Origin of the sequence: Lentzea guizhouensis (assembly GCF_001701025.1) — a bacterium.
Classification (GTDB): Bacteria; Actinomycetota; Actinomycetes; order Mycobacteriales; family Pseudonocardiaceae; genus Lentzea; species Lentzea guizhouensis.
This window is the reverse complement of record NZ_CP016793.1, coordinates 2,809,324-2,831,634: the sequence shown is the minus strand read 5'-3', so window position 1 is coordinate 2,831,634 and position 22,311 is coordinate 2,809,324. Positions and strand designations below refer to the sequence as shown.

General features: G+C 69.9%; 25 protein-coding genes. 20 read left to right on the top strand and 5 right to left on the bottom strand.

Annotation, left to right across the window (positions count from 1 at the left end; genetic code table 11):
* Positions 1-108: 108 nt before the first annotated feature.
* The 3 genes from BBK82_RS14165 (at position 109) to BBK82_RS14155 (ending at position 2,823) form a co-directional block, all read left to right on the top strand.
* On the top strand, positions 109-1,431 hold the full coding sequence (locus tag BBK82_RS14165; RefSeq protein WP_237048185.1) for a sigma-70 family RNA polymerase sigma factor: 1,323 nt from the start codon (positions 109-111) through the stop codon (positions 1,429-1,431).
* A gap of 72 nt (positions 1,432-1,503) precedes the next feature.
* Positions 1,504-1,941 (top strand): DUF983 domain-containing protein, encoded by a 438-nt coding sequence (locus tag BBK82_RS14160; protein ID WP_065915440.1) that lies wholly within the window; start codon positions 1,504-1,506, stop codon positions 1,939-1,941.
* A 15-nt stretch (positions 1,942-1,956) separates the two neighbouring features.
* Positions 1,957-2,823, top strand: a complete 867-nt coding sequence (locus tag BBK82_RS14155; RefSeq protein ID WP_065915439.1) for an Fpg/Nei family DNA glycosylase — start codon at positions 1,957-1,959, stop codon at positions 2,821-2,823.
* Here the strand turns inward: BBK82_RS14155 and BBK82_RS14150 are convergent.
* From BBK82_RS14150 to BBK82_RS14140, 3 genes are read right to left on the bottom strand one after another with little or no spacing between them, the layout of a single operon-like run.
* The gene (locus BBK82_RS14150; protein ID WP_154697309.1) at positions 2,816-3,409 is read right to left on the bottom strand and encodes a LutC/YkgG family protein; all 594 of its coding nucleotides are present in this window, start codon (positions 3,407-3,409) and stop codon (positions 2,816-2,818) included. The genes BBK82_RS14155 and BBK82_RS14150 overlap by 8 nt on opposite strands.
* Positions 3,397-4,821 carry a LutB/LldF family L-lactate oxidation iron-sulfur protein gene (locus BBK82_RS14145; protein WP_065915438.1) on the bottom strand — a complete coding sequence of 475 codons (1,425 nt, stop codon included), beginning with the start codon at positions 4,819-4,821 and terminating at the stop codon, positions 3,397-3,399. The genes BBK82_RS14150 and BBK82_RS14145 overlap by 13 nt, the downstream gene beginning before the upstream one ends.
* Complete coding sequence (locus BBK82_RS14140; protein ID WP_065921058.1) at positions 4,803-5,510, bottom strand: (Fe-S)-binding protein; 708 nt, start codon at positions 5,508-5,510, stop codon at positions 4,803-4,805. The genes BBK82_RS14145 and BBK82_RS14140 overlap by 19 nt, the downstream gene beginning before the upstream one ends.
* Positions 5,511-5,621: 111 nt before the next feature.
* Between BBK82_RS14140 and BBK82_RS14135 the strand changes: the two genes are divergently transcribed.
* On the top strand, positions 5,622-6,884 hold the full coding sequence (locus BBK82_RS14135; RefSeq protein WP_065915437.1) for a sensor histidine kinase: 1,263 nt from the start codon (positions 5,622-5,624) through the stop codon (positions 6,882-6,884).
* Between the two features lie 232 nt (positions 6,885-7,116).
* Here BBK82_RS14135 and BBK82_RS51565 read toward each other — a convergent pair whose 3' ends face one another.
* Positions 7,117-7,284: a hypothetical protein gene (locus BBK82_RS51565; RefSeq protein ID WP_166048541.1), complete on the bottom strand. Its 168-nt coding sequence runs from the start codon at positions 7,282-7,284 to the stop codon at positions 7,117-7,119.
* A gap of 102 nt (positions 7,285-7,386) precedes the next feature.
* On the opposite strand from BBK82_RS51565, the gene BBK82_RS14125 reads away from it, so the two are divergent.
* From BBK82_RS14125 to BBK82_RS14075, 11 genes are all read left to right on the top strand, one after another.
* Positions 7,387-8,250 (top strand): S49 family peptidase, encoded by an 864-nt coding sequence (locus BBK82_RS14125; protein WP_065915435.1) that lies wholly within the window; start codon positions 7,387-7,389, stop codon positions 8,248-8,250.
* 72 nt (positions 8,251-8,322) lie between these two features.
* Positions 8,323-9,177: a LytR/AlgR family response regulator transcription factor gene (locus tag BBK82_RS14120; RefSeq protein ID WP_065921056.1), complete on the top strand. Its 855-nt coding sequence runs from the start codon at positions 8,323-8,325 to the stop codon at positions 9,175-9,177.
* Positions 9,174-9,602, top strand: coding sequence for a hypothetical protein (locus tag BBK82_RS14115; RefSeq protein WP_065915434.1), 429 nt, complete (start codon positions 9,174-9,176; stop codon positions 9,600-9,602). Before BBK82_RS14120 ends, BBK82_RS14115 begins: the two co-directional genes overlap by 4 nt.
* 1 nt (position 9,603) lies before the next feature.
* Positions 9,604-11,403, top strand: coding sequence for a sodium/solute symporter (locus tag BBK82_RS14110; protein WP_065915433.1), 1,800 nt, complete (start codon positions 9,604-9,606; stop codon positions 11,401-11,403).
* Between the two features lie 258 nt (positions 11,404-11,661).
* Positions 11,662-12,012 (top strand): DUF485 domain-containing protein, encoded by a 351-nt coding sequence (locus BBK82_RS14105; RefSeq protein WP_065915432.1) that lies wholly within the window; start codon positions 11,662-11,664, stop codon positions 12,010-12,012.
* On the top strand, positions 12,009-13,601 hold the full coding sequence (locus tag BBK82_RS14100; protein WP_065915431.1) for a solute symporter family protein: 1,593 nt from the start codon (positions 12,009-12,011) through the stop codon (positions 13,599-13,601). Before BBK82_RS14105 ends, BBK82_RS14100 begins: the two co-directional genes overlap by 4 nt.
* Before the next feature lie 122 nt (positions 13,602-13,723).
* Positions 13,724-14,209, top strand: a complete 486-nt coding sequence (locus tag BBK82_RS14095; protein WP_065915430.1) for a SigE family RNA polymerase sigma factor — start codon at positions 13,724-13,726, stop codon at positions 14,207-14,209.
* A complete protein-coding gene (locus BBK82_RS14090) occupies positions 14,206-14,985 on the top strand; it encodes a hypothetical protein (protein WP_065915429.1) in 780 nt (259 codons plus the stop codon). The genes BBK82_RS14095 and BBK82_RS14090 overlap by 4 nt, the downstream gene beginning before the upstream one ends.
* A gap of 60 nt (positions 14,986-15,045) precedes the next feature.
* Entirely contained in the window at positions 15,046-15,384 is a 339-nt protein-coding gene (locus tag BBK82_RS14085) for a rhodanese-like domain-containing protein (protein WP_083267949.1), read from the top strand.
* A 2-nt stretch (positions 15,385-15,386) separates the two neighbouring features.
* On the top strand, positions 15,387-16,292 hold the full coding sequence (locus BBK82_RS14080) for a DUF4328 domain-containing protein (protein ID WP_237048184.1): 906 nt from the start codon (positions 15,387-15,389) through the stop codon (positions 16,290-16,292).
* 58 nt (positions 16,293-16,350) lie between these two features.
* Complete coding sequence (locus tag BBK82_RS14075; protein ID WP_065915427.1) at positions 16,351-17,361, top strand: glycerophosphodiester phosphodiesterase family protein; 1,011 nt, start codon at positions 16,351-16,353, stop codon at positions 17,359-17,361.
* A gap of 43 nt (positions 17,362-17,404) precedes the next feature.
* On the opposite strand, the gene BBK82_RS14070 is transcribed toward BBK82_RS14075, so the two are convergent.
* The gene (locus BBK82_RS14070) at positions 17,405-18,592 is read right to left on the bottom strand and encodes a cytochrome P450 (protein ID WP_065915426.1); all 1,188 of its coding nucleotides are present in this window, start codon (positions 18,590-18,592) and stop codon (positions 17,405-17,407) included.
* 89 nt (positions 18,593-18,681) lie between these two features.
* Here BBK82_RS14070 and BBK82_RS14065 point away from each other — a divergent pair, with 89 nt between their 5' ends.
* From BBK82_RS14065 to BBK82_RS14045, 5 genes are all read left to right on the top strand, one after another.
* Positions 18,682-19,422: a glycerophosphodiester phosphodiesterase family protein gene (locus BBK82_RS14065; protein WP_065915425.1), complete on the top strand. Its 741-nt coding sequence runs from the start codon at positions 18,682-18,684 to the stop codon at positions 19,420-19,422.
* A 26-nt stretch (positions 19,423-19,448) separates the two neighbouring features.
* Positions 19,449-20,384, top strand: coding sequence for a DUF5926 family protein (locus BBK82_RS14060; RefSeq protein WP_065915424.1), 936 nt, complete (start codon positions 19,449-19,451; stop codon positions 20,382-20,384).
* Between the two features lie 49 nt (positions 20,385-20,433).
* Positions 20,434-20,772, top strand: coding sequence for a DUF952 domain-containing protein (locus BBK82_RS14055; RefSeq protein ID WP_065915423.1), 339 nt, complete (start codon positions 20,434-20,436; stop codon positions 20,770-20,772).
* Positions 20,773-20,935: 163 nt separating this feature from the next.
* The gene (locus tag BBK82_RS14050) at positions 20,936-21,379 is read left to right on the top strand and encodes a SigE family RNA polymerase sigma factor (RefSeq protein WP_083268797.1); all 444 of its coding nucleotides are present in this window, start codon (positions 20,936-20,938) and stop codon (positions 21,377-21,379) included.
* A gap of 2 nt (positions 21,380-21,381) precedes the next feature.
* Positions 21,382-22,185 (top strand): hypothetical protein, encoded by an 804-nt coding sequence (locus tag BBK82_RS14045; protein ID WP_065915422.1) that lies wholly within the window; start codon positions 21,382-21,384, stop codon positions 22,183-22,185.
* Positions 22,186-22,311: the final 126 nt, after the last annotated feature.

Sequence of the window (22,311 nt, the reverse complement as noted above, 5' to 3'; positions counted from 1 at the left end):
CTGTGACCGTCTCGTCACCGAAAGCGTTGCGCTGATCAGCTCACATCGATCGGGTGGTCTTGTATATCGACCTGTTCTCATCCAGGGGCAGGTCTGGCCCCTTGTGGCATGTTGAGCCTTGTGATGGTCGACGAGAACGAGGTCGACCGGGACCTGCTCGCCAGGGTGCGCGACGGAGACGACTCGGCCTACGGCGAACTGTTCTCCCGGCACGCGGACGCGATCCGCCGTTTCTCACTCAGGCACGTCCGCGACGCGGCCGAAGCCGACGACCTCACCGCCGAGTCGTTCTTCCGCATGCTGCAGGCGATCCGCCGCGGCAGCGGGCCCACCGACCACGTGCGCACGTACCTGCTCACCGTCGCGCGCCGGGTGGCGTGGGAGTGGAGCGGCAGGCGGCGGGACGTTCCGGTCGAGGACGAGGAGCTGAGCAGGCGGGCCGAGCCGGTGGCCGACAACGCCGCCAAGCGCGCCGAGCACAACCTCATCACCCGTGCCTTCTCCAGCCTGCCGGAACGCTGGCGGGTCGTGCTGTGGCGCGTCGAGGTCGAGGGTGAGCGCCCGGCCTCCGTGGCACCGCACTTCGGGCTGTCGCCGAACGCCATGTCGGCGTTGGCGCGGCGTGCGCGTGAAGGGCTGCGGGCGGCCTACCTGCAGGCCCACCTCGCCGTGGACGACGGGCGTTCGTCGTGCGCCGCCATCAGGGCCAAGCTCGGCACCTACACCGCGGGTGGGGTCCAGGGCGTCGAACAACGCCGGATCCGCGCCCACCTCGACACCTGTTCGTCCTGCTCACAGCTCCACACCGAGCTCAACGAGGTCTGCGCGACGCTGCGGGCCAACGCGGCGTTCCTGATCGTGCCGTCCACGCTCGGGCTCGCGTTCGCGGGCAAGGTGCTCCTCGGCAAGGCGAAGCTCGCGGTCGCGGCGGCCTCGATCGCCACCATCGGCCTGGTCGGCACCGTCGCGACGGTGTTCTCCGACGGGCCGGGCGTGGCGATGCTGCAACCCGACCAGAACCCGGTGGTCCAGTCGGTCCCCTCCGGCACGACCAGCGGGCACGGCCAGGAGCTCCTCCAGGTGCCGCCCGCCACCGAGCAGCCCCAGCCGCGGCAGCGGGAGAACGCGATCGCGCCCGCCGGGCACCGTCCCGGTCCCGAGACGGTGCGCAGGACGACGTCCGCCCCGCCGCCCGCCACCGAGCAGGAGCGGGAGACGGCGACCGAACGCGCGGAGCCGGTGACCGGGTGGTCGGCGCCGGACTCCTCCGAGGTCGGGACGACGGCACCGGGGACCGGGATCAGGTCGCTCGACACGCCGTCCTCGACGTCCCCGGCGCCCCCGTCCAGCTCGTCGCCGTGCTACCCGCCGCCACCACCGCCCACGACGTCGACGACGATCACGCTCTACCCGAAACCGCAGACCGACTGAGGTTCACCCACAAGGCTCACCCCGGGACCGGTACGGTTTCACCAAGACCGACTGAGCGTGGGAGACGGTGTCATGACGCGGCTGGTGCGCGGTGCGGACGGGCGGATGTGGACGGTGCACAGCCGCATCGAGTGGCGCAACCCGGTGCTTTCAGACGACTTCGAGCACGACGTCAGCGGTGGTGCGCTGCCGGGCATCATGATGGCCGGCCTGCTGCTCGTGATGACGGTCGTGCTGATCGCGTGGACGCCGGAGCAGGTCGTCGTGCCCGCGTGGCTGATCCTCGCGCTGATCTTCCTGTTCCTGTTCTTCCCGGTCCGCTGGGCGCTGCGCCGGCCGCACACGCTGGTCGCGGAGAGCAAGGCGACCGCCGACGAGCTGCCGCCGGAGCGCTGGATCGGCCAGGTCCGCGGGCCGCTGGCGGTGCGCCAGGAGGCCTCCAGGGTCGCGAGGACGATCGAGATGCACTCGCTGCCCGACGTCGAAGGTCCGTTGCAACCCGTCGACTGATGCGACACTGGACCGGTGCCCGAGCTACCAGAGGTAGAAGCACTGGTTCACCACCTGCGTGAACACGCTGTCGGCCGCACTGTGCACCGCGTCGACGTGGCGTCGCTCCAGGTGCTGAAGACGTTCGACCCGCCGTGGACCGCGCTGCACGGCCAGGAGGTCGTGGCCGCGCACCGGCACGGCAAGCACCTCGACCTGGAGGTCGCCGACGGCCTGCACCTGGTCGTGCACCTCGCGCGGGCGGGGTGGCTGCGGTGGGCGGACACCATGGCTGCCCCACCGCCCAAGCAGGGGCGCGGCCCGCTGGCGTTGCGCGTGCACCTCGGCCCACCCGGACAGGGGCCCGGCTTCGACCTCACCGAGGCGGGCACCAAGAAGGGGCTCGCCGCGTGGATCGTGCGCGACCCGAAGACCATCGCCTCGGTCGCCCGCCTGGGCCCCGACGCGTTGCAGCTCTCCCGCACGCACCTCGAGGACCTGCTGCACAAGCGCACCGAGCGGCTGAAGACCGCGCTGACCGACCAGAGCCTGATCGCGGGCATCGGCAACGCCTACTCCGACGAGATCATGCACCTGGCCCGTCTCTCGCCGTACGCCACGGCCGGGCGTCTCGACGAGGACCAGCTCGACCGGCTGCACGAGGCCATGATCAGCACGCTGACGGACGCGGTCGCCCGCTCGGTGGGCCAGGACGCGGCCAGGCTGAAGGGCGAGAAGCGCTCCGGCCTGCGGGTGCACGCGCGGACCGGGCTGCCGTGCCCGGTGTGCGGCGACACCGTGCGCGAGGTGTCCTTCGCGGACAAGGCGTTCCAGTACTGCCCGAAGTGCCAGACCGGCGGCAAGCCGCTGGCCGACCGCCGGATGTCGCGCCTGCTCAAGTGACGATCAGGACCTCCAGGACGCGCGGGCCGTGCACGCCCTCCACCCGGTTGAGCTCGATGTCGCTCGTCGCCGACGGGCCGCTGATGAACGTCAGCGGCCGCGTGGGTTGCAGCCGTGCCAGCGCTTCCGGCACCGAGCCGGCGATCTGGTCGGCCCGCACCACGCACACGTGGTAGTCCGGCAGCAACGTCAGCGCGCGCCGTCCCTGGGCCACGCCGCCGTCGAGGACGATCGTGCCGGTGTCCGCGATCGCGACCGCGCACCCGGTCAGCACGCCGTCCGCCCGGTCCAGCTCCCCGATCGACAACGGCTCGCGCAACCACCCCACGCCGTCGACGAGCCACTCGTCCGGTACGTCGTCAGGGGCCACAACGTCCTTGCCGCGCAAAGAGGACAGCGCCTCGGGCACGTCGGTCACCACGCGCACGACCGCCCGGTAGTCGGCGACCCGTTCGGCGAACAGCTCGACCCCGCCCGGCCCTTCGCGGTGGTACCCGCGCACGACCGGCGCGGCGGCGGGCACACGCGCGTCGCGGATGCGTCGGAGGATCTCTTCTCGGGCGGCGGTGCCGGCTACTTCTGGCAACGGTTTTCCTTCCACCACGCGCGGAACGACTGGGCAGGCGGCGCGGGCACGTCGCGTGAGGACGTCCACTTCGAACCCGGCCACGGCAATGACGTGATCCTCCCGTCCCTGGCCAGGAAACGCGCGAGCGCCCCGGCCTTCTGCGCCTTCTCGTAGCGCGACGCCGAGCCGAACACCCACGCGGCGGCCGCCATCGCGACCGACTCCGCGGTGCGCCCCTTGGCTTCCACGACCTCCGCCCGCAGGTGGGTGAGCACCGACGGGATGTCGATCCGCACCGGGCAGACCTCGAAGCACGCGCCGCACAACGACGACGCGAACGGCAGCGACGCCGCCTGCGGGTCGTGCATGTCACCGACCAGCTGCGGCGTGAGGATCGCGCCGATCGGGCCGGGGTAGACCGAGCCGTAGGACTGGCCGCCGGTGCGTTCGTAGACCGGGCAGACGTTCAGGCACGCACTGCACCGGATGCACCGGAGTGCCTGGCGCCCAACGGAGTCCTGCAGCGTCGCGGTGCGGCCGTTGTCGATCAGCACCAGGTGGAACCGCTGCGGGCCGTCGCCGGGCGTCACACCGGTCCACACGCTCGTGTACGGGTTCATGCGTTCCGCGGTGGAGGAACGCGGCAGCAGCTGCAGGAAGACCTCGAGGTCCTGCCACGTCGGCACGAGCTTCTCGATGCCCATCACGGTGATCAGGGTGTCCGGCAGGGTCAGGCACATCCGGCCGTTGCCCTCGGACTCCAGCACCACGATCGACCCGCTGTCGGCGACGGCGAAGTTCGCGCCCGAGATCGCGACCTTCGTGGTGAGGAACTTCTCGCGCAGGTAGGTTCTGGCGGCCTCGGCGAGGTCGGCGGGCTCGTCCGACACCTCGACGCCCATGCGCCGCTGGAAGATCTCGCGGATCTCCGCGCGGTTGCGGTGGATCGCCGGCACCAGGATGTGCGACGGGCGGTCGTCGCCGAGCTGCACGATCAGCTCGGCGAGGTCGGTCTCGACCGCGTGCACGCCACCGGCTTCGAGCGCCTCGTTCAGGCCGATCTCTGCGGTGGCCATGGACTTGACCTTGACGACCTCGGTCGCGTTCTCGGCGCGGCACAGGTCGAGGACGATCCGGTTGGCCTCCTCGGCGTCGCGCGCCCAGTGCACCGTGCCGCCGCGGGCCGTGACCGACTCCTCCAGCTGGACCAGCAGCGTGTCCAGCCGCGCGAGCACGTCGTCCTTGACCTGCTCGCCGGCGACCCGCAGCTGCTCCCAGTCGTCCATCTCGGCGACCGCCGCCGCCCGGCGACCGCGGATGGTCCCGGTGGCCTTGCGCAGGTTCTGCCGCAGCTGCGTGTCGTTCAACGCCACCCTGGCCGCCTTGGGGAACGTCGGACTGCCCAGCCACGTCACGGGGTTGCGCGCCACGGGTCCTCCTCCGTCGAAGCCAGGATCTCCGCCAGGTGCACCGGCCGGACGCCCGTGCGCAGCCGCGACAGGCCGCCGCCGATGTGCATGAGGCAGGAGTTGTCACCGGCGGACAGCACCTCGGCGCCGGTGTCGAGCACGCACCGCATCTTGTCGGCCAGCATCGCCGTGGACGTCTCGGCGTTCTTCACCGCGAACGTGCCGCCGAAGCCGCAGCAGTGCGTCGCGTCGGGCAGTTCCACCAGATCGAGTCCCTTGACCGCCCTGAGCAGCGCCAGCGGCTTGTCACCGACGCCCAGCATGCGCAGCGAGTGACACGTGGGGTGGTAGGTGACTCGGTGGGGGAACCAGGCGCCGACGTCCGTCACTCCCAGCACGTCGACCAGGAACTCGGCCAGCTCGAACGTGCGCGGCGGAGACGTGCCGAGCGTGGGGTGGACCTCCCGGACCATGCCCGCACATGACCCGGATGGCGCAACGACGTGGTCGTAGCCCATGAAGACGTCGGTGTACTTCCGCGCCAACGGCCGGGCGTGGTCCCGGTACCCGGTGTTGAAGTGCATCTGGCCGCAGCACGTCTGCTCAAGCGGGAAGTCGACCGAACAGCCGAGCCTTTCCAGCAGACGGACGACAGCCCGCGCCGTCGACGGGAAGAAGGTGTCGGTCAGGCAGGTCGCGAACAGGGCCACTTTCACGCGCACACCCTCTCCCCAAATTCATCGGATGTCTACCCGGACCGGTGGACCGTACGGGCGTACGCCGGGCACGCCTCTTGCTATAGGGGCGTCCCACAGCACAGCATGTGCCCTGTGGGCGACCTGTTGACCGAGCGCGCCGTGCTCGGTGTCATCGCGACCCTGGCCGTTCTCGGCCTCTTCGTGATGCTGTGCCGCGCTCGACGCGTCAGCACCTCCGTCGAGGATGCTGTGATGGACATGCTCGACCGGATGTCCAAGGCGTCGAGCGACCTCCGCGCGGGCCTGACCCAGGAGGCCGCCGACAAGGCCACGCCCCACCTGCGCGAGATGCTGCGCTGCGTCGCGGTCGCCATCACCGACGAGGAGGGCACCGTCCTCTCCTGGGACGGCGGCGCCAACGACCACTACGAGTACCTCCGCGACACCGTCGCCCGCGCCATCAACACCGGCCACAAGGAACACGTCGACCACCGCAAGCTCGGCTGCGAGCTGCAGGGCCCGTGCTCACTGCACAGCGTCGTCGTGGTCCCGCTGGTTGTCGAGGGCGAGGTGGCCGGCACCCTGATCGTCGTCAGCGGCGTCGCCTCCAAGCGCCAGATCCGCATGGCCGAGGAGACCGCCCGCTTCGTCTCGACCCAGCTCGAGCTGGAGGTCGTCCAGAAGCAGCGGCAGGCGTTGGCCCAGGCCGAGGTCAAGGCGCTGCGCGCGCAGATCTCCCCGCACTTCGTCTACAACGCCCTGAACACCATCTCGTCGTTGATCCGCACGGACCCGGCCCACGCCCGCGAGCTGCTGCAGGAGTTCGCCGAGTTCACCCGCTACTCGTTCCGCACGGACGGGTTGTTCACGACGCTGGCCGACGAGCTCACGAACATCCACCGCTACCTGACCATCGAACAGGCCCGGTACGGGTCGCGGTTGAACGTGCGCCTGCGGATCGCCCCCGAGGTCCTGCAGGTCGTCCTGCCGTTCCTCGTGCTGCAGCCGCTGGTCGAGAACGCCGTCCGCCACGGCCTCGCCAGGAAACCCGGCGGCGGCATGCTCACCATCACCGCCGAGGACAACGGCAACGAGGCCCTGATCAGCGTCGAGGACGACGGCGTCGGCATGGACCCCGACCGGTTGGACGACATCAAGGACGCGCACCAGACCGGCGCCCACGTCGGCATCGGCAACATCAACGACCGCATGCGCACGGTGTTCGGCGCCGAGTACGCGCTGGTCGTGGAGACGGCCCCGAACGCGGGCACCAAGGTCATCCTGAAGGTGCCGAAGTTCGCGCGGAACGTCCTGCCGAACCTCAACATCGGCTCGCAGATGACCGACGAGCCGATGACGAACGAACAGCCCGCGATCCGCGCCTGAGCGGCGGGCGCACCCCGGAACTTGCGTTCACAACCATCCATCAACCCCGCCCGTGATCCTGCCGATTGTGGTGTTGACCAATGAACAGCCGGTCATTTGAGTCAACAGGTGCCGGCCGGGAGTTAAGGGCAACATCAATTGCAGGAACAACGAGCACCCGAGCGCGTCCGCGTCTGCATCAAGTGCACCGCGAAGGGTTACTCCAGCTGCAAGTGCTGAGTGACCGTGCAGGTCAGCGTGCCGCAACCGCCAGAGTCGTGATCAGCACGACGGCGCACACGCTCCAGCTCACCCACATCCAGTAGATGTGCATCGGCGTCGGTCCGGCGGCGTTCTGCCTGCCCCGGTCATCCCACCACTCGACATAGCGTTCGAGCCAGCGGATGGGGTTGAACGTCACCTGCCGACTGTAACCCGGTGACACGTGTTCCACGTCACGCGGGAGCAACCTGCGCATGGTCAAGCTCCCGCGTGACCGCGAAACGCACGTACTGTCGAGTACATGAGCGTCACGGACAAGATCGCGGCCCGACTTCCGCGGGTCATGGACCGGGGTGAGCGTCCGCCGGTGGTCGCCGCTGTGCGGCTGCACGGCGTGATCACCCCGCAGTCGTCGCCGGTGGCCCGCAACACGATCAGCCTCCAGAACGTGGAAACAGCGATCAACCGGGCGTTCGACAACGAGCGGCTGATCGCGGTGGCCCTGCTCATCAACTCACCTGGTGGCGCGCCCACGCAGTCCGCCCTCGTCGCCGAGCGGATCCGGGAGCTCGCGACCAAGAAGCACGTGCCGGTGCTCGCGTTCTGCGAGGACGTCGCGGCCAGCGGCGGGTACTGGCTGGCGTGTGCCGGTGATGAGATCTACGCGCACGGCACGAGCCTCGTCGGGTCCATCGGCGTGGTCAGCGCCGGGTTCGGGCTCAACGGCCTGCTGGACAAGGCCGGCGTCGAGCGCCGCGTCTACACCGCCGGCGAGAACAAGGTGCGGCTCGACCCGTTCCAGGCCGAGAAGCCTGAGGACGTCGAGTGGCTCAAGGGCCTGCACGCGGACCTGCACGAGCAGTTCAAGGCGTGGGTCAAGGAACGCCGCGGCGCCAAGCTCAAGGCCGCGGACGACGAGCTCTTCACCGGTGAGGTGTGGACCGGGGCCAAGGCCGTGGAGCTCGGCCTGGTGGACGGCATCGGCACGATCCGGTCCGTGCTCGCCAAGCGCTTCCCGGACGCCGAGCTGACGGTCGCAGAACCGCGCAGGCCCTTGCTCGCCAAGCTGGGGCTGACCGGTGCCACCACCCGATCGGGGGATCTCGTGACGCAGGTGCTGGCGAGCCTCGAAGAACGTGCGCGCTGGTCCCGATTCGGGCTCTGAGCATCAGTTCGGTTTCACCGGGCGTGTCGAGGCCCGCCCCGGCGTAGACATGACCGCACATTGGTGGGCAAGATGCCCGACACAGTGAGCATTCAAGACAACGCCGGTCTCCTCGTCCTCGCAGTCGATGACGAGGCTCCTGGCCTGAGTGAGATCAAGTTCCTCCTCGAGAGCAGTCCTCACATCCGGCGCGTGCTGACGGCGTTCGACGCCGCGGAGGCGCTGCGCATCCTGAGGGGTGACTACGAGCAAGAGGTGATGGCGCGCACCAAGGCCGGCCTGCCGCCGGTCGACGCGGTGTTCGCGGACATCAACATGCCCGGCCTTTCGGGCATGGATCTCGCGCGGGTGCTGAGTGCGTTCCGGTACCCGCCGGCGCTCGTGTTCGTCACGGGGGTGGAGGAGCGGGACGCGCTCGTCACGGCGTTCGACGTCGGCGCGCTCGACTTCATCAACAAGCCGATCAACGAAGAGCGCGTGCTCAAGGCCATCTCCCGGGTCGCCGACCGGGTGGGCAGGTCCTCGGCACCGATGGCGACCGCCGCGGCGGCGCCCAACGCGGCGGAGCCGAGTGACGACGAGGTCATCCCCGTCGAGCTCGGCGGTACCATCAAGCTCGTGCCGCGCGCGTCCGTGCGGTACGTCGAGGCGCAGGGCGACTACGCCCGGCTGCACACGCAGGACGGCAGCCACCTGGTGCGCATCCCGCTAGCGCAGCTGGAGGAACGCTGGGCGAACGCCGGTTTCGTGCGCATCCACCGCTCGTACCTGGTGGCGTTGCCGCTGGTGAGCGAGCTGCGGATGACGGCGAACGGCTACGCGGTCGTGATCGGCACCGGTGAGGGCGCCAAGGAGCTCCCGGTCAGCCGCAGGCACACCAAGGAGCTCAAGGAACGGATCGTGCGACCGCCGAAGAGCGGCTGGTGAGCAGGCACGACGCGGGAAAGCCCGAGCAGGCCGCCCGCGAGGCCTGGCTCGGTGAGCAGGCCCGCAAGCCGCGCAGGCGCAGGGTGGTGCTCGCGGACTCGACGAAGGCGCGCGGCAAGGTACCGCGCACGATCATCGAGCTGGAGGAGCAGACCAGCGTCGGTGAGAAGCTGATCCGCGACCTCATCAAGACGCAGCTGCGGTCCGCGTTCGGGCTCGCCTTCGCGGTGCTGGTCGGGATGTGCCTGCTGCCCATCACCTTCTACCTGTTCCCCGCGATCGGGGACCTTGAGGTGCTCGGCATCGGCGTCCCCTGGCTGCTGCTCGGCCTGGCGCCCTTCCCCGCGCTCTACGCGGTCGGCTGGGTCTTCCGCCGGCAGGCCGAACGGCACGAGCGCGACTTCGTGAACATGGTCGACCGCTGACGTGAACGCCACCATCTGGAGCCTCAGCGCCATCGTCGCCGTCGCACTGGTGACGTTCCTGCTCGGCTACGTCGGGTCCCGCACCGCCAACACCACGCCGGACTTCCTGGTGGCGCGGCGGTCGATCCCGGCGACCCGCAACGCCGCCGCGATCTCCGGCGAGTACCTGTCCGCCGCGTCGTTCCTCGGCGTGGCCGGGCTGGTGCTCAAGGACGGCATCGACGCGCTCTGGTACCCGATCGGCTTCACCGCGGGCTACCTCGCCCTGCTGCTGTTCGTCGCGGCACCGCTGCGGCGTTCCGGTGCGTACACGCTGCCGGACTTCGCCGAGGCCAGGCTCGGGTCGGTGAACGTGCGGCACTTCAGCACGTTCTTCGTGGTCTGCATCGGCGTGCTGTACCTGGTGCCGCAGCTGCAGTCGGCGGGTCTGACGCTCACGACGATCACCGGGCTGCCCGCGTGGTTCGGCGGGCTGATCGTCACGGTCATCGTGGTGGTCAACGTGCTGGGCGGCGGCATGCGCGCGATCACGCTCGTGCAGGCGTTCCAGTACTGGGGCAAGCTCTTCGCGATCGCCGCGCCCACGTTCGTGCTGTTCGTGGTGTTCCTCGCCTCGCCGGACCGGGGCACGCAGCCGATCAGCGACGAGGGCGGGCTCCGGTTCCCCGCGGCCGAGACGATCACCGTGGCCGAGCAGGACATCAAGGTCCGCGTCGACGTGCCGCTGGACCTGGTGGTGCGCGGCCAGATCGACGGCAGGGACGCGAACGGGGCGGTGTACTGGAGCCGCGGCGTCTACGAGCTCAGCCCCGGCACGACCATGGAGTTCGAGGCGGGCGACCCGGTGCCGGTGGTCGAGGGGTCGCCCACGACCAACCGCGACTGGCTGCGCCCGCAGACCGGCGGCCTGTCCGACCTCTTCAAGACGTACTCGCTGATCTTCGCGACGTTCCTCGGCACGATGGGCCTGCCGCACGTCCTGGTCCGCTTCTACACCAACCCGGACGGCAAGGCGGCGCGCAGGACCGCGCTGCACGTGCTGTACCTGCTCGGCCTGTTCTACATCTTCCCGACGGTGCTGGGCGTGCTGTCCCGGCTGTACCTGCCGCAGCTGCTGGTGAACGGCAAGACCGACGCGGCGGTGCTGATGCTGCCGGAGACGATGGTGCCGAACCTGGGCGGGCAGATCCTCGGCGCGATCGTCGCGGCGGGCGCGTTCGCGGCGTTCCTGTCGACCTCCTCCGGGCTCGTCGTGTCGGTCGCCGGGGTGGTCTCGACGGACATCATGCCGGGCAAGGTTCGTGACTTCCGGTGGGCAACCGTGTTCACCGGACTCGTCGCGATCGGTCTTGCCCTGCTGTTGCCGCGCTCCGATGCGTCACTCACGGTGGCCATGTCGTTCGCGCTCGCCGCGTCGACCTTCTGCCCGCTCCTGGTCCTCGGGATCTGGTGGCGCGGGCTCACCTGGGTCGGCGCCGTGTGCGGTCTGGTCGTCGGCGGCGGCCTGGTCATCACCGCCCAGGTGGTCAGCGTGATCAGCTCCTACACCGGCCGCTGGGCGCCCGCCGTGTTCACCCAACCAGCGCTGATCACCGTGCCGATCGCGTTCGTGACCATGATCGTCGTCAGCAAGGCGACCCGCAGGCGCGTACCAGCCGACGTCAGCCAGATCCTGCTGCGGCTGCACGCGCCCGATCCGCTCGGGTTCATCCGCGACCGCGACATCGCCCGGTTCGGGACCGCGGAGGAGAAGGCCAGGATGGCCGCTGACAAGCGCAAAGCAGCCGGTCAAACACGCTGAGTAGCCAGCGTTTCAAATGGGTGAAAATTAGTCACTCGAATCGGTGAACGGTGATTGCCGTCACGCAGAGTGCCCTTCGTCTACGCATACTGACCGTTCGTCGCATCACCCGACTGCTTGGCGCATGGCCACGAACGGGGCCTTACCTGAGTGACTCAAGTCTCCATACGGTTCTCGACCAAGAACGGACCGCACCTGGAGGCATTACGTGCACGTCACGTTGCTGACACCCACGACGAGTACCGCGAGGAGGGGCCTGTGAGCACCGTCGATCACACCCCGTCTGAGTCGGCCCCAGACGCGCAGAAGTGGGCCGACGTCCAAGCCAGTGACGACTTCGTCGAGCTGAAGCACCGGCTGCGCAAGTTCGTCTTCCCCGTCTCGGGCCTGTTCCTCGCGTGGTACCTGCTCTACGTGCTGCTCGCGGACTACGCGCACGGCTTCATGTCCACCAAGGTGCTGGGCAACATCAACGTCGGGCTCATCTTCGGCCTGCTGCAGTTCGTGTCGACGTTCGTCATCACGACGCTGTACGTGCGGCACGCGAACAAGAACCTCGACCCGCTGGCGGAGAAGCTCCGCAACGAGATCGAGGGAGACGGCAAGTGAACGAGTCCAGCCCGATCCTCAACATCAGCATCTTCGGCGTCTTCGTCATCGCCACGCTCGTCGTGGTGATCAGGGCGAGCCGCAACACGAAGACCGCCGCGGACTACCTGGCCGCCGGCCGCGCGTTCACCGGTCCGCAGAACGGCATCGCGATCGCCGGTGACTACCTGTCGGCCGCGTCGTTCCTCGGCATCGCGGGCGCCATCGCCCTCAACGGCTACGACGGCTTCCTGTACTCGATCGGCTTCCTGGTGGCGTGGCTCGTCGCGCTGCTGCTGGTCGCCGAGCTGCTGCGCAACACCGGCAAGTACACGATGGGCGACGTGCTGAGCTTCCGGATGCGCCAGCGCCCGGTCCGCGCCGCCGCCGCCACGTCCACCATGGCGGTCTCGTTCTTCTACCTGCTGGCCCAGATGGCCGGTGCCGGTGGCCTCGTCGCCCTGCTGCTCGGCATCACGGGCACCGGTGGCCAGGCCCTGGTCATCGCCGTGGTCGGCGCCCTGATGATCGCCTACGTCCTCATCGGCGGCATGAAGGGCACCACCTGGGTGCAGATCATCAAGGCGGTCCTGCTGATCGCCGGTGCCGGCATCATGACCGTCTGGGTGCTCGGCAAGTACGGCTTCAACCTCTCCTCCCTGCTCGGTGCCGCGGTCGACGCCGCCCCGAAGGCGGGCGAGAAGCTCCTCGGCCCCGGCCTGCAGTACGGCAAGACCGACACCAGCAAGCTCGACTTCCTCTCGCTGGCGCTCGCCCTGGTGCTCGGCACCGCGGGTCTGCCGCACATCCTGATGCGCTTCTACACCGTGCCCACGGCGAAGGAAGCACGTCGCTCGGTCGTGTGGGCGATCTGGCTGATCGGCATCTTCTACCTGTTCACCCTGGTCCTGGGCTACGGCGCCGGCGCGCTGGTCGGCCCGGACAAGATCAACGCGGCTCCCGGCAAGGCCAACTCGGCCGCTCCGCTGCTCGCGCTGGAACTGGGTGGCCCGATCCTGCTCGGCCTGATCGCGGCGGTCGCGTTCGCGACGATCCTCGCCGTGGTGGCCGGTCTGACGATCACGGCGTCGGCGTCGTTCGCACACGACATCTACGCCAACATCATCAAGAAGGGCCAGGCGGAGGACAAGGACTCCGAGGTCAAGGTCGCCCGCCTCACCGCGATCGTGATCGGTCTCGTGTCCATCGGCGGCGGCATCATCGCCAACGGCCAGAACATCGCGTTCCTCGTGGCGCTGGCGTTCGCGGTCGCGGCGTCGGCCAACCTGCCGACGATCCTCTACTCGCTGTTCTGGAAGCGGTTCAACACCTCCGGCGCGCTGTGGAGCATCTACGGCGGTCTGGTCGTGACGATCACGCTGATCATCCTGTCGCCCGCCGTCTCCGGCACGCCGACCTCGATGTTCAAGAACGCCGACTTCGACCTGTTCCCGCTGTCGAACCCCGGCATCGTCTCGATCCCGGTGGCGTTCCTGCTCGGCTACATCGGCACGATCCTGTCGAAGGACAAGGGCGACCCGGCCAAGCAGGCCGAGATGGAGGTCCGCTCCCTCACCGGTGCCGGCGCCGAGAAGGCGATCGCGCACTAGCTCGTCGCTCTGCCGAACGGGCCGTCCTGGATTTCCGGGGCGGCCCGTTCCGCGTCCGTGCAACCCTGCCGGTGCCTGCTGTGTATTGGACGTGAACGCAGCACGAGCATGGGGGACCGGGAGTGCGACGGGACGAGGAGTTCTCGGAGTTCTTCACCAGCCGGTTCGACTGGGTGCGGCGCACGGCCTACGCGTTGTGCGGCGACTGGTCGGAGGCCGAGGAGCTCGCACAGAACGCATTCGTGCGTGCCTACGCGAAGTGGCCGAGCGTCCGGCGCGAGACCGCGGAGGCGTACGTCCGCACGATCGTGACGCGGCTGTTCATCAACAGCCGCCGCGCCCGCGAACGACCCGTCGCCGAGCTCCCCGACGTCGGTGTCGGCGGCGGCTTCGACGACCCCGACGCCCGCCTGCACGCGGCACTGCAGCAGGTGCCGCCCAAGCAGCGGGCCGCGCTGGTGCTGCGTTTCGTGCACGACCTGTCCATCGAGCAGACCGCCGCCGAGCTGGGCTGCTCCGAGGGCAACGTGAAGAGCCAGACAGCCAGAGGCTTGGCGACGCTCCGCGAGGCGTACGGCGAGCCGGTCAACGCGGAGAGTGCCTCATGACGATCGAAGACGAGCTGCGCGGAGCTCTTGACGGGCCGGCGCCACCACCGGTCACGACCTTGGACGACGTGCTGCGGCGCGGCAGGCGCCGGGTGGCCGTGCGCCGGGCCGGGCTCGCGGGTGGCGTGCTGGCCGTGGTGGCGGCGGTCGGAATCGGTGGTGTCGCCTGGACGGGAGCGGCCGAACCCGAGCTGCCGCTCGTCGCCTCTCCCGCCGACTGGCCGCAGGTGAGCTGCGGCGAGGCCGGTCCGCAGCCGGAGGTGGCGCGGAGGATGGACAACTTCCTGCCCTCGACCACCCAGATGCAGGCCTGGCGGCACTCGGCGCAGGATGTGCTGCCCAACCGGGTCGCCGGCTTGGAGCTCGTGGGGGAGGCCACCAACCTCGCGGGCGTCCACCGCGGCGACCGCACGGCCTTCCGGATCGACGTCCGCGACGGCGAGGGCGTCGGAAGCCTGCGGTTCGCGCTGGCCCGCTTCGAGGGCGATCCCGCCGCGGCGGCGGACAGCGCGCGGTGGGCCACCGGCACGTGTGCCGCGACCAGGCGCTTCACCAGCGCCGACGGCACCGTGTTCCAGCTGTACGCGCCTGCCGTCGAAGCCCCGTCGCAGGAGCTGCGGGTGCAGGCCCTGTACGTCTTCCGCGCCGACCGGCTGGCGTTCCGCGTCGAGCAGGTCAACGCGGGGCGCACGAGCGCCCGGCCCACGCGCGAGACGGTGCCGCTGTCCGAAGTGGAGCTGGTGAAGCTCGGGGCCGCCGTCGCGGAGGTGTCCTGAGGATGCGGCCATGCCGGAGGTTCACGGAAGTGCAACCTCCGGCATGGCACCATCTACGGTGTGACTGTTCCCAGCGTGGAGATCTCCGCCGTTCCCGCCCAGCTGCCCGAGGGCGCCGTCCTGCTGGACGTGCGCGAGCAGGACGAGTGGGACGCCGGCCATGCCCCCGGTGCACTGCACATCCCGATGAGCGAGATCGGCTCCCGGCTCGACGAGGTGCCACACGACGTGCAGCTCTACGTCGTGTGCCGGGCGGGTGGCCGTTCCGCCCGCGTGACGCAGTACCTGAACGAGAACGGCTGGGAGGCCGTGAACGTCGAGGGCGGCATGCAGCACTGGGACGCCCACGGTCGCCCGCTCGAGGGCGGCGTCGACGGCATGGAACCCGAGGTCATCTGATCGTGCAGCCGCTGCAGCCGATGCGCGTGGACTGGGTCGCGACACCGCCACCCGGTGCGTACCCGCAGCCCGCGAGCCGGGCGCAGCGGCTCCGGTACGGCGGGCCGCCGAGGTACCCGGCGCCGCCGCGGTGGGGTTTCCCGCTGCTGGCGTGGCGCTGGCCGACGGCCGTGCTCGACACCGCCGAGCGCGCCGACTCCGTCGACGGGGTGCGGCGGCTGGGCCGGACCGCGCAGAACACGCTGTGGCTGGTCGCGTTCGTGGCGGTCTGGGCGGCGTTGTCCGAGGTCTGGCGGTACGTGCTGCTCGCGATGAGCCGTTTCGGCGCGCTCTCGGTGAACGTCGTCAACACCTCCGACGCGATGGTCGTGTCGTCGTCGGCGATCCTGCTGGTCGGCTGGCCGCTCGCGTTGCTGTTCACGGTGCTGTGGGTGCGTCGCGCGCGCAACGTGGCCGCGACGATCGTGGGCTACGGCCCGTCCCGATCGAACCGGTCCGCGCTGATCGGCCTGCTGGTCCCCGGCGTCAACCTCGTCGTGCCCGGCTCCGTGCTGGCCGAGCTGGAGCACGCGGTCGCCCGCCGTCCCGCCGGCGAACGCCCGCGCCCCTCCCGCCTGCTGCTGTGGTGGTGGGGCCTGTGGGCCGCCTCCGGCGTGCTGTTCGTGATCACGGTGCTGTGGATGCTGCGCGACAGCACCCAGGCCCAGGCCGACGGCGTCCTGCTGCACGCGCTCGGCAACCTGGTGCTCGCCGGCGTCCAGGTGACGACCGCGCTGATGATCCGCCGGATCACCACGCTGCTGCTGCCGGTCGACGCCGCGTCCGTCCGGCTGATGCGCGTCCTCGAGGTCAAGGACGCCCCCGCCCCACCCCTGCGCGCCGTCCGCGCCTCCGGTTCGCCCCGCTGACCCCCGCCGTTCGCGCCGGGGTCTTCCCGACGTCGGACTCGGGTGCCAGGTTGGGTCCATGCGGACACTCATCGGGGCACTGGTGATCGCGATGGCCACACCAGGCCTGGCGGCAGCCCACCCACACCGCGACTTCGACCTGCAGGCCCACCGCGGCGGCCTCGGCCTGACCGTCGAGAGCACCCTCAAGGCGTTCGGCAAGGCGCTCGAGCTCGGGGTCACCACCCTGGAACTGGACATCCAGATCACCAAGGACGGTCGCGAGGTCATCACCCACGACCGCAAGACCAACCCGGCCAAGTGCCTCGACACCGCACCGGCCTTCCCCGGCGACCCGGCCTTCCCCTACGCCGGCAAGTACGTGAAGGACCTGACCTTCGCCCAGGTCAGGACCCTCGACTGCGGCAGCACCCGGTGGTCGCAGCACCCCGGCCAGGAACTCTCGCCCGGCGCCCGCATGCCCACCCTCGCCGAGCTCTTCGCCCTCGCCCGCGAGCACCGCGCGTGGGGCGTCCGCTTCAACATCGAGACCAAGGTCGAAGCCGCCGCCCCGCACGAGACCGCCCCGCGCGAGCAGTTCGTCCAGCGCGCCGTCCGCGAGATCCGCCGCTCGGGCTTCCAGCACAACGTCACCGTCCAGTCGTTCGACTGGGGCACCCTGATGCGCCTGCGCCAGGTCGAACCCCGCATCCCCGTGGTCGCACTGACCCAGCCGGAGATGCTGCGCCCCGGCTCCCCGTGGACCGGTGGCCTGGAGCTCGACGACTTCGGCGGCAGCGTCGCCCGCGCCGTGAAGAGCTTCGGCGCCTCAGCCCTGTCCCCGGTGCACGGCAATCCGCAGGGCGGCAAGGTCGGCGACCCCGACTACGTCCCCTTCACGACCAAGGCGCTCGTGGCCGACGCCCACCGCAACGGCCTCAAGGTCGTCCCGTGGACCATCAACGACCCGGCCACCATGCACAAGCTGATCGACGACGGCGTGGACGGCATCATCACGGACTACCCGGACCGCCTGCGCGAGGTGATGAAGGAACGCGGCTTCAAGCTCCCGCGCAAGTACCGCTCGTGACCTGCGGCGAGGCCCTGTCCGAGGGCAGGGCCTCGCACCCCGGTCATTCCCCGTCGGCGAGCTCCAGCGAGTGCAGGCCGCGGATCACGAACTCCGCGCGCCGGTCCGGTTGCGCGGCCAGCACCGCGCCGGGCAGCTTGCGGTGCAACGACGACAGCGCCGCCTCCACCTCGATGCGCGCGAGCGGCGCGCCCAGGCAGTAGTGGATGCCCATGCCGAACCCGAGGTGCTGGTTCTTCTCGCGGCCGATGTTCAGCTCGTCCGGGTTCTCGAACACCAGCGGGTCGCGTGCGGCCGCACCCAGCAGTGCCGCGATCTTCTCGCCCGGCTCCAGCACGTGCCCGGCGATCTCGACCCGTTCGGTCGCGGTCCGTTCGAAGAGCTGCAACGGCGAGTCGTACCTGATCAGCTCCTCGACGGCGGTCGGCAGCAGCTCCGGCGTGAGCCGCTCCCACTCCGACCGGTGCTCCATCAGCGCGTAGATCCCGTTGCCGATCACGTTGACGGTCGCCTCGTGGCCCGCCATCAGCAACAACACCGCCGTGGCGACCAGCTCGTCCTCGGTCAGCCGCGCGCCGTCGGTGTCGGTGACCGCGACCAGGTCCGACACCAGGTCCGCCCCCGGCGACACCCGCCGCAACGCGATCAGCTCGCGCAGGTAGGCGACGAACTCGGTCGCCGCGCGCTCGGCCACGTCCTGCTGCTCGGGAGGCAGGTCGTACTCGTACATCTTCACGATCGCGTTCGACCACGGCTGCAGCAGATAGCGGTCCGACGGCGGCACCCCGAGCAGCTCGGCGATCACCTCGACCGGCAACGGCGCCGCGACGTGCGCCAGCAGGTCGGCCTGGCCGACGTCGGAGATCTTCGCGACCAGCTCGTCCACCAGCCGGTCGGCGAGCTCGGCGACCCACGGGCGCAGCCGCTCGACGTGCCCGCGGCCGAACGCGGCGGCGACGAGGCGGCGCAGCCGGGTGTGCACCGGCGGCTCGTTCTCCAGCAGCGAGTTGCGGTGCAGGAGGTTGAACGACAGGAAGCGCTCGACCGGCTTCACGTCCGACCAGATGCGGCCGAGCGAGCGGTGCCGCAGCACGGCGGAGCAGGCGGCGTGCGAGACGGCGACGGCGATGCCCATGCCCTCGTGGTGGTGCACCTCACCCGCGGCCCGCAGCGAGGCGAAGGCCGGGTACGGGTCGGCGATGAACGCGGGATCGCGCTGGTCGAACGTCACAACGCGGACGGTAAGTCGAGGTTGCGCGGAAGTCCACGCTGAGTTGATTGACGTCTCAAATTGTTGTTCAAGAACTAAGGTTGGGACCTGTGCAGCAGCCATCAGTCGTCGCGCACCGCGGTGCTTCCACCGATCGTCCGGAACACACGATCGGGGCATACGAGCTCGCCATCAAAGAAGGCGCGGACGGCCTGGAGTGCGACATCAGGTTGTCCAAGGACGGCGAGATCGTGTGTGTGCACGACCGCACGCTCACACGCACGTCGAACGGGCGTGGCACGGTCAGCGCGATGACGTTGGCCGAGCTGCAACAACACGACTACGGCAGCTGGCACAAGCACGGTCAACCGGCCGAGCTGCTCCTGCTCGACCAGCTGCTGGAGCTGGTCAAGGGCACGAACGCGCAGCTGTTCGTCGAGACCAAGCACCCGGTCCGCTACCGCAACGAGGTCGAGCACAAGCTCGCCGCCGCCCTCCAGCGGCACGGGCTGCAAGATCAAATCGTCATGATGTCGTTCTCGCCGACCGCGGTAAAGGCGTTCCGCGAGCTCGCGCCGGACATCCGCACGGTGCTCCTGCTGGACCGCCTCGGCCGGTACCGCAGCGGTGCGCTGCCGCCGTTCGCCGACTACGCGGGACCGGGCATCCACCTGCTGCGCAACGATCCCGCGTACGTCGACCGCGCGCGCAGAGCAGGCCACGAGACGTACGTGTGGACGGTGGACAACGCGGAGGACATCGCGTTGTGCCGTGACCTGGGGGTCAGGTACCTCGCGACCAACGCCCCGGCGAACACGCGCCGCCTGCTGACGGCTAACTTGGCGACCTGACAAGCCTGAGCACGAGGAGGGCCGAGGTGGCCAAGCGGACTGCGGTCAAGGACGCACCGAAGGACGGGATCAACCCGAAGCAGCCCTGCCCGTGCGGCTCCGGCAAGCGGTACAAGGCCTGCCACGGTGCGCCCGGCGGGGCGACGGACGTGATCGTGTCGCGGCCGTTCGAGGGCCTGGCCGCCGAGTGCGAGCTGATCGCGCTGCGCGAGTTCGTGCCGTCCGCGGTCGCGAAGCTGCCGGTGAAGGACGGGCGTGAGGTCACGCTCGCCACGGTGCTGCCGATGGCGGCGGCCGGCCTGATCCGCGGCGACGACGTGCCGTTCGTGGGCCTGCAGGTGCAGACGCGCTCCGGCGACATCAGCCGTGACCTGGCGCGGGCGCTGCAATGGGCGCAGCAGGCCAGGACCGGTGACGTGCTGCCGGTCGTCGGCCCCGACAACGGTGAGAACCCCGGCCGGCTGCAGGACCTGCTCGACCCCGAGGCCGAGATCGTGCCGCAGCTGCACACCGACTTCATCTGGTGGATGCCGGAGGGCACCGAACCGACCGGTGACGTCGCACTCTCTCTTGAGCGCGCGAACGCGGCGATCCTGCCGACCGAACGCCTCGACGCCCCCGGCGTGAAGGCCGCCTACTGGGTGGACGCGGGCGACAAGGCGCACCTGCGCTGGGTCCGCCCGGAGCCCGAGGAGAAGCTGATCCCCGCCATGGCGCGGCTGGCCGCCCGCGGTGAGCTGGACCTGGGCGAGGGCTCGCGGTACGCGGGCTCGTTCCGCGCGCACGGCCTGCTGGTGCCGGTGTGGGACCTCGACCGCGAGATGCACGCCCGCGAGTGGGCCGGTCCCGCCGAGGAGCTGGGCAAGCGCTTGCTGGAGGCGCTGGCCTCCGACGAGCCGCTGACCGACGCCGAGCGCCGGGCCCGGGACGGCCTGCGCGGCCGGCAGATCACCCTGCGCTGACGTTCGGACCGAGTTGTACACAGGGTTGTCCACAAGGAGCTGTGGATAAGTGCTGCTGCACATCATCTCAACCGCCGACTGGGCCGCTGCCCGGTCGGCGGGGTCGATCGCGCCCGCCGCGGGCGAGGAGTTCGTGCACTGCTCCGACCGGGGCGTCGTGCACGTGACGGCGGGCAAGTTCTTCCCCGGTCGCGACGGGCTGCTGCTGCTCGTCGTCGACCCGGAGCTGCTCGACGTGCCGGTGCGGTGGGAGGCCGTGCCGGACTCGCCGCTGTGGTTCCCGCACGTCTACGGCCCGATCCCGGCCGCCGCGGTGGTCCAGGTGCACGACTTCCCGTGCTCGCCGGACGGTTCGTTCGTTCTGCCAGAGGCCGTTGCGGTTCTGTGATGTAGTGGTGGCAACCGGCCACCGCGCATGGACGTGATCTCCCCGGAGCCAGGTTGCCAGGGGGAGAGGACGTGCCGTGACCGCGGTGCTGCAACTTGAGTGGGCCGCGACAAGCGGTGAGAGAAGAGCGGAAGCCGTGGGGGACTTCGCTGAGTTCGTGCGCATGTCCATGCCGGGCCTGCTGCGGTACGGCCACGCCCTCACGGGCAACCCGCACGACGCGGCGGACCTGGTGCAGTCGGTGCTGGAGAAGGTCGGCTCGCGCTGGGCCGCCGTGCTCCGCAAGGGCGACGACCCGCTGGCGTACGTGCGGCGGGCGATGGCCAACACGCACATCAGCATCTGGCGCCGGCGTCGCCGCGAGAACCTCGTGGCCGACTTCCCGGACACGCCGGTGCTGTCGGACCTGAGCAGGCTCGAGAACGAGCCGCTCTGGCAGGCACTGCGCGACCTGCCGCCGAGGCAGCGCGCTGTGATCGTGCTGCGGTACTACGAGAACCTCAGCGAGGCCGAGATCGCGCACGCGCTGGGCATCTCCTGCGGCACCGTGAAGAGCCAGGCCAGCAAGGCGATGGCGACTCTGCGGACACGCTTGGAAAGGGACTGACAGTGGCCATCGAGGACGAGCTGCGCCAGCTCTTCAAGGACGACGAACGCCTCGATCTGCACGTGTCGTCCCGGGCGGAGGAGACGGTGGTCCGCGGTGCGAAGCGCCGCAGGCAACGCCGCAGCGCCGCCGCCGGGGCGTTCGCCGTGGTCGCGCTGATCGGGGCCGGGGTGGGCCTCGTCCAGCTGAGGCACGCACCGCTGAACACGGACATGGCCGGACCGTCGCTGTCGACGTCCCAGCCGTCCACGTCGACGCCCGCACCGTCGACGACGGTGATCACCGAGACCGTCACCGTTCCCGCCGGCACGCCTCCCACAGGCGGTAACAACAGCGGTAACAACAACAGCGGCAGCAGCACCAGCACCAAGAAGTCGACAGGCACCTCGGCACCACCACGCACACCGGACGCGGTGCCGCCCGTCTACAACAAGCTGACCCTCGCGATGACCGAGGCCGACGCGCTGAAGACGGGCATGCTGGTCGAGGGCCAGCCCCAGCCGGACGAGCCGTGCAAGGGCTACGCCATGACGTCGGTGGACGACCCCAAAGCCGTGATCATCTCGGCGGCCAGGGGAATCGTCCGGATCACGCTTCCGCAGTACGTCAAGACGTCCAAGCAGATCGGTTCCGGCTCGTCGGTCGCCGACCTGAAAGCCGCTTATCCGACCGCCGCGCAGAACGGCTCGGAACTGGTCGTGCAAATGAACACCGCACCGAAGTGGCTTTACGTGTTCGAGAACGACGGCACCACGGTGCAAACCGTGCGCATGCGTCTCGCCGACAACGACTGCGCCGGCGCCTGACCTGAGGTAAACCGAGGTCCCGCCGCTCCTGAGGAGTGGCGGGACTTCGCTGTGCGCATTTTCGGCGGAATTGCCGTGACTTTTTCGTGACGACGAACCTGGCAACCGCCGCGCGCTGGTGGCGTC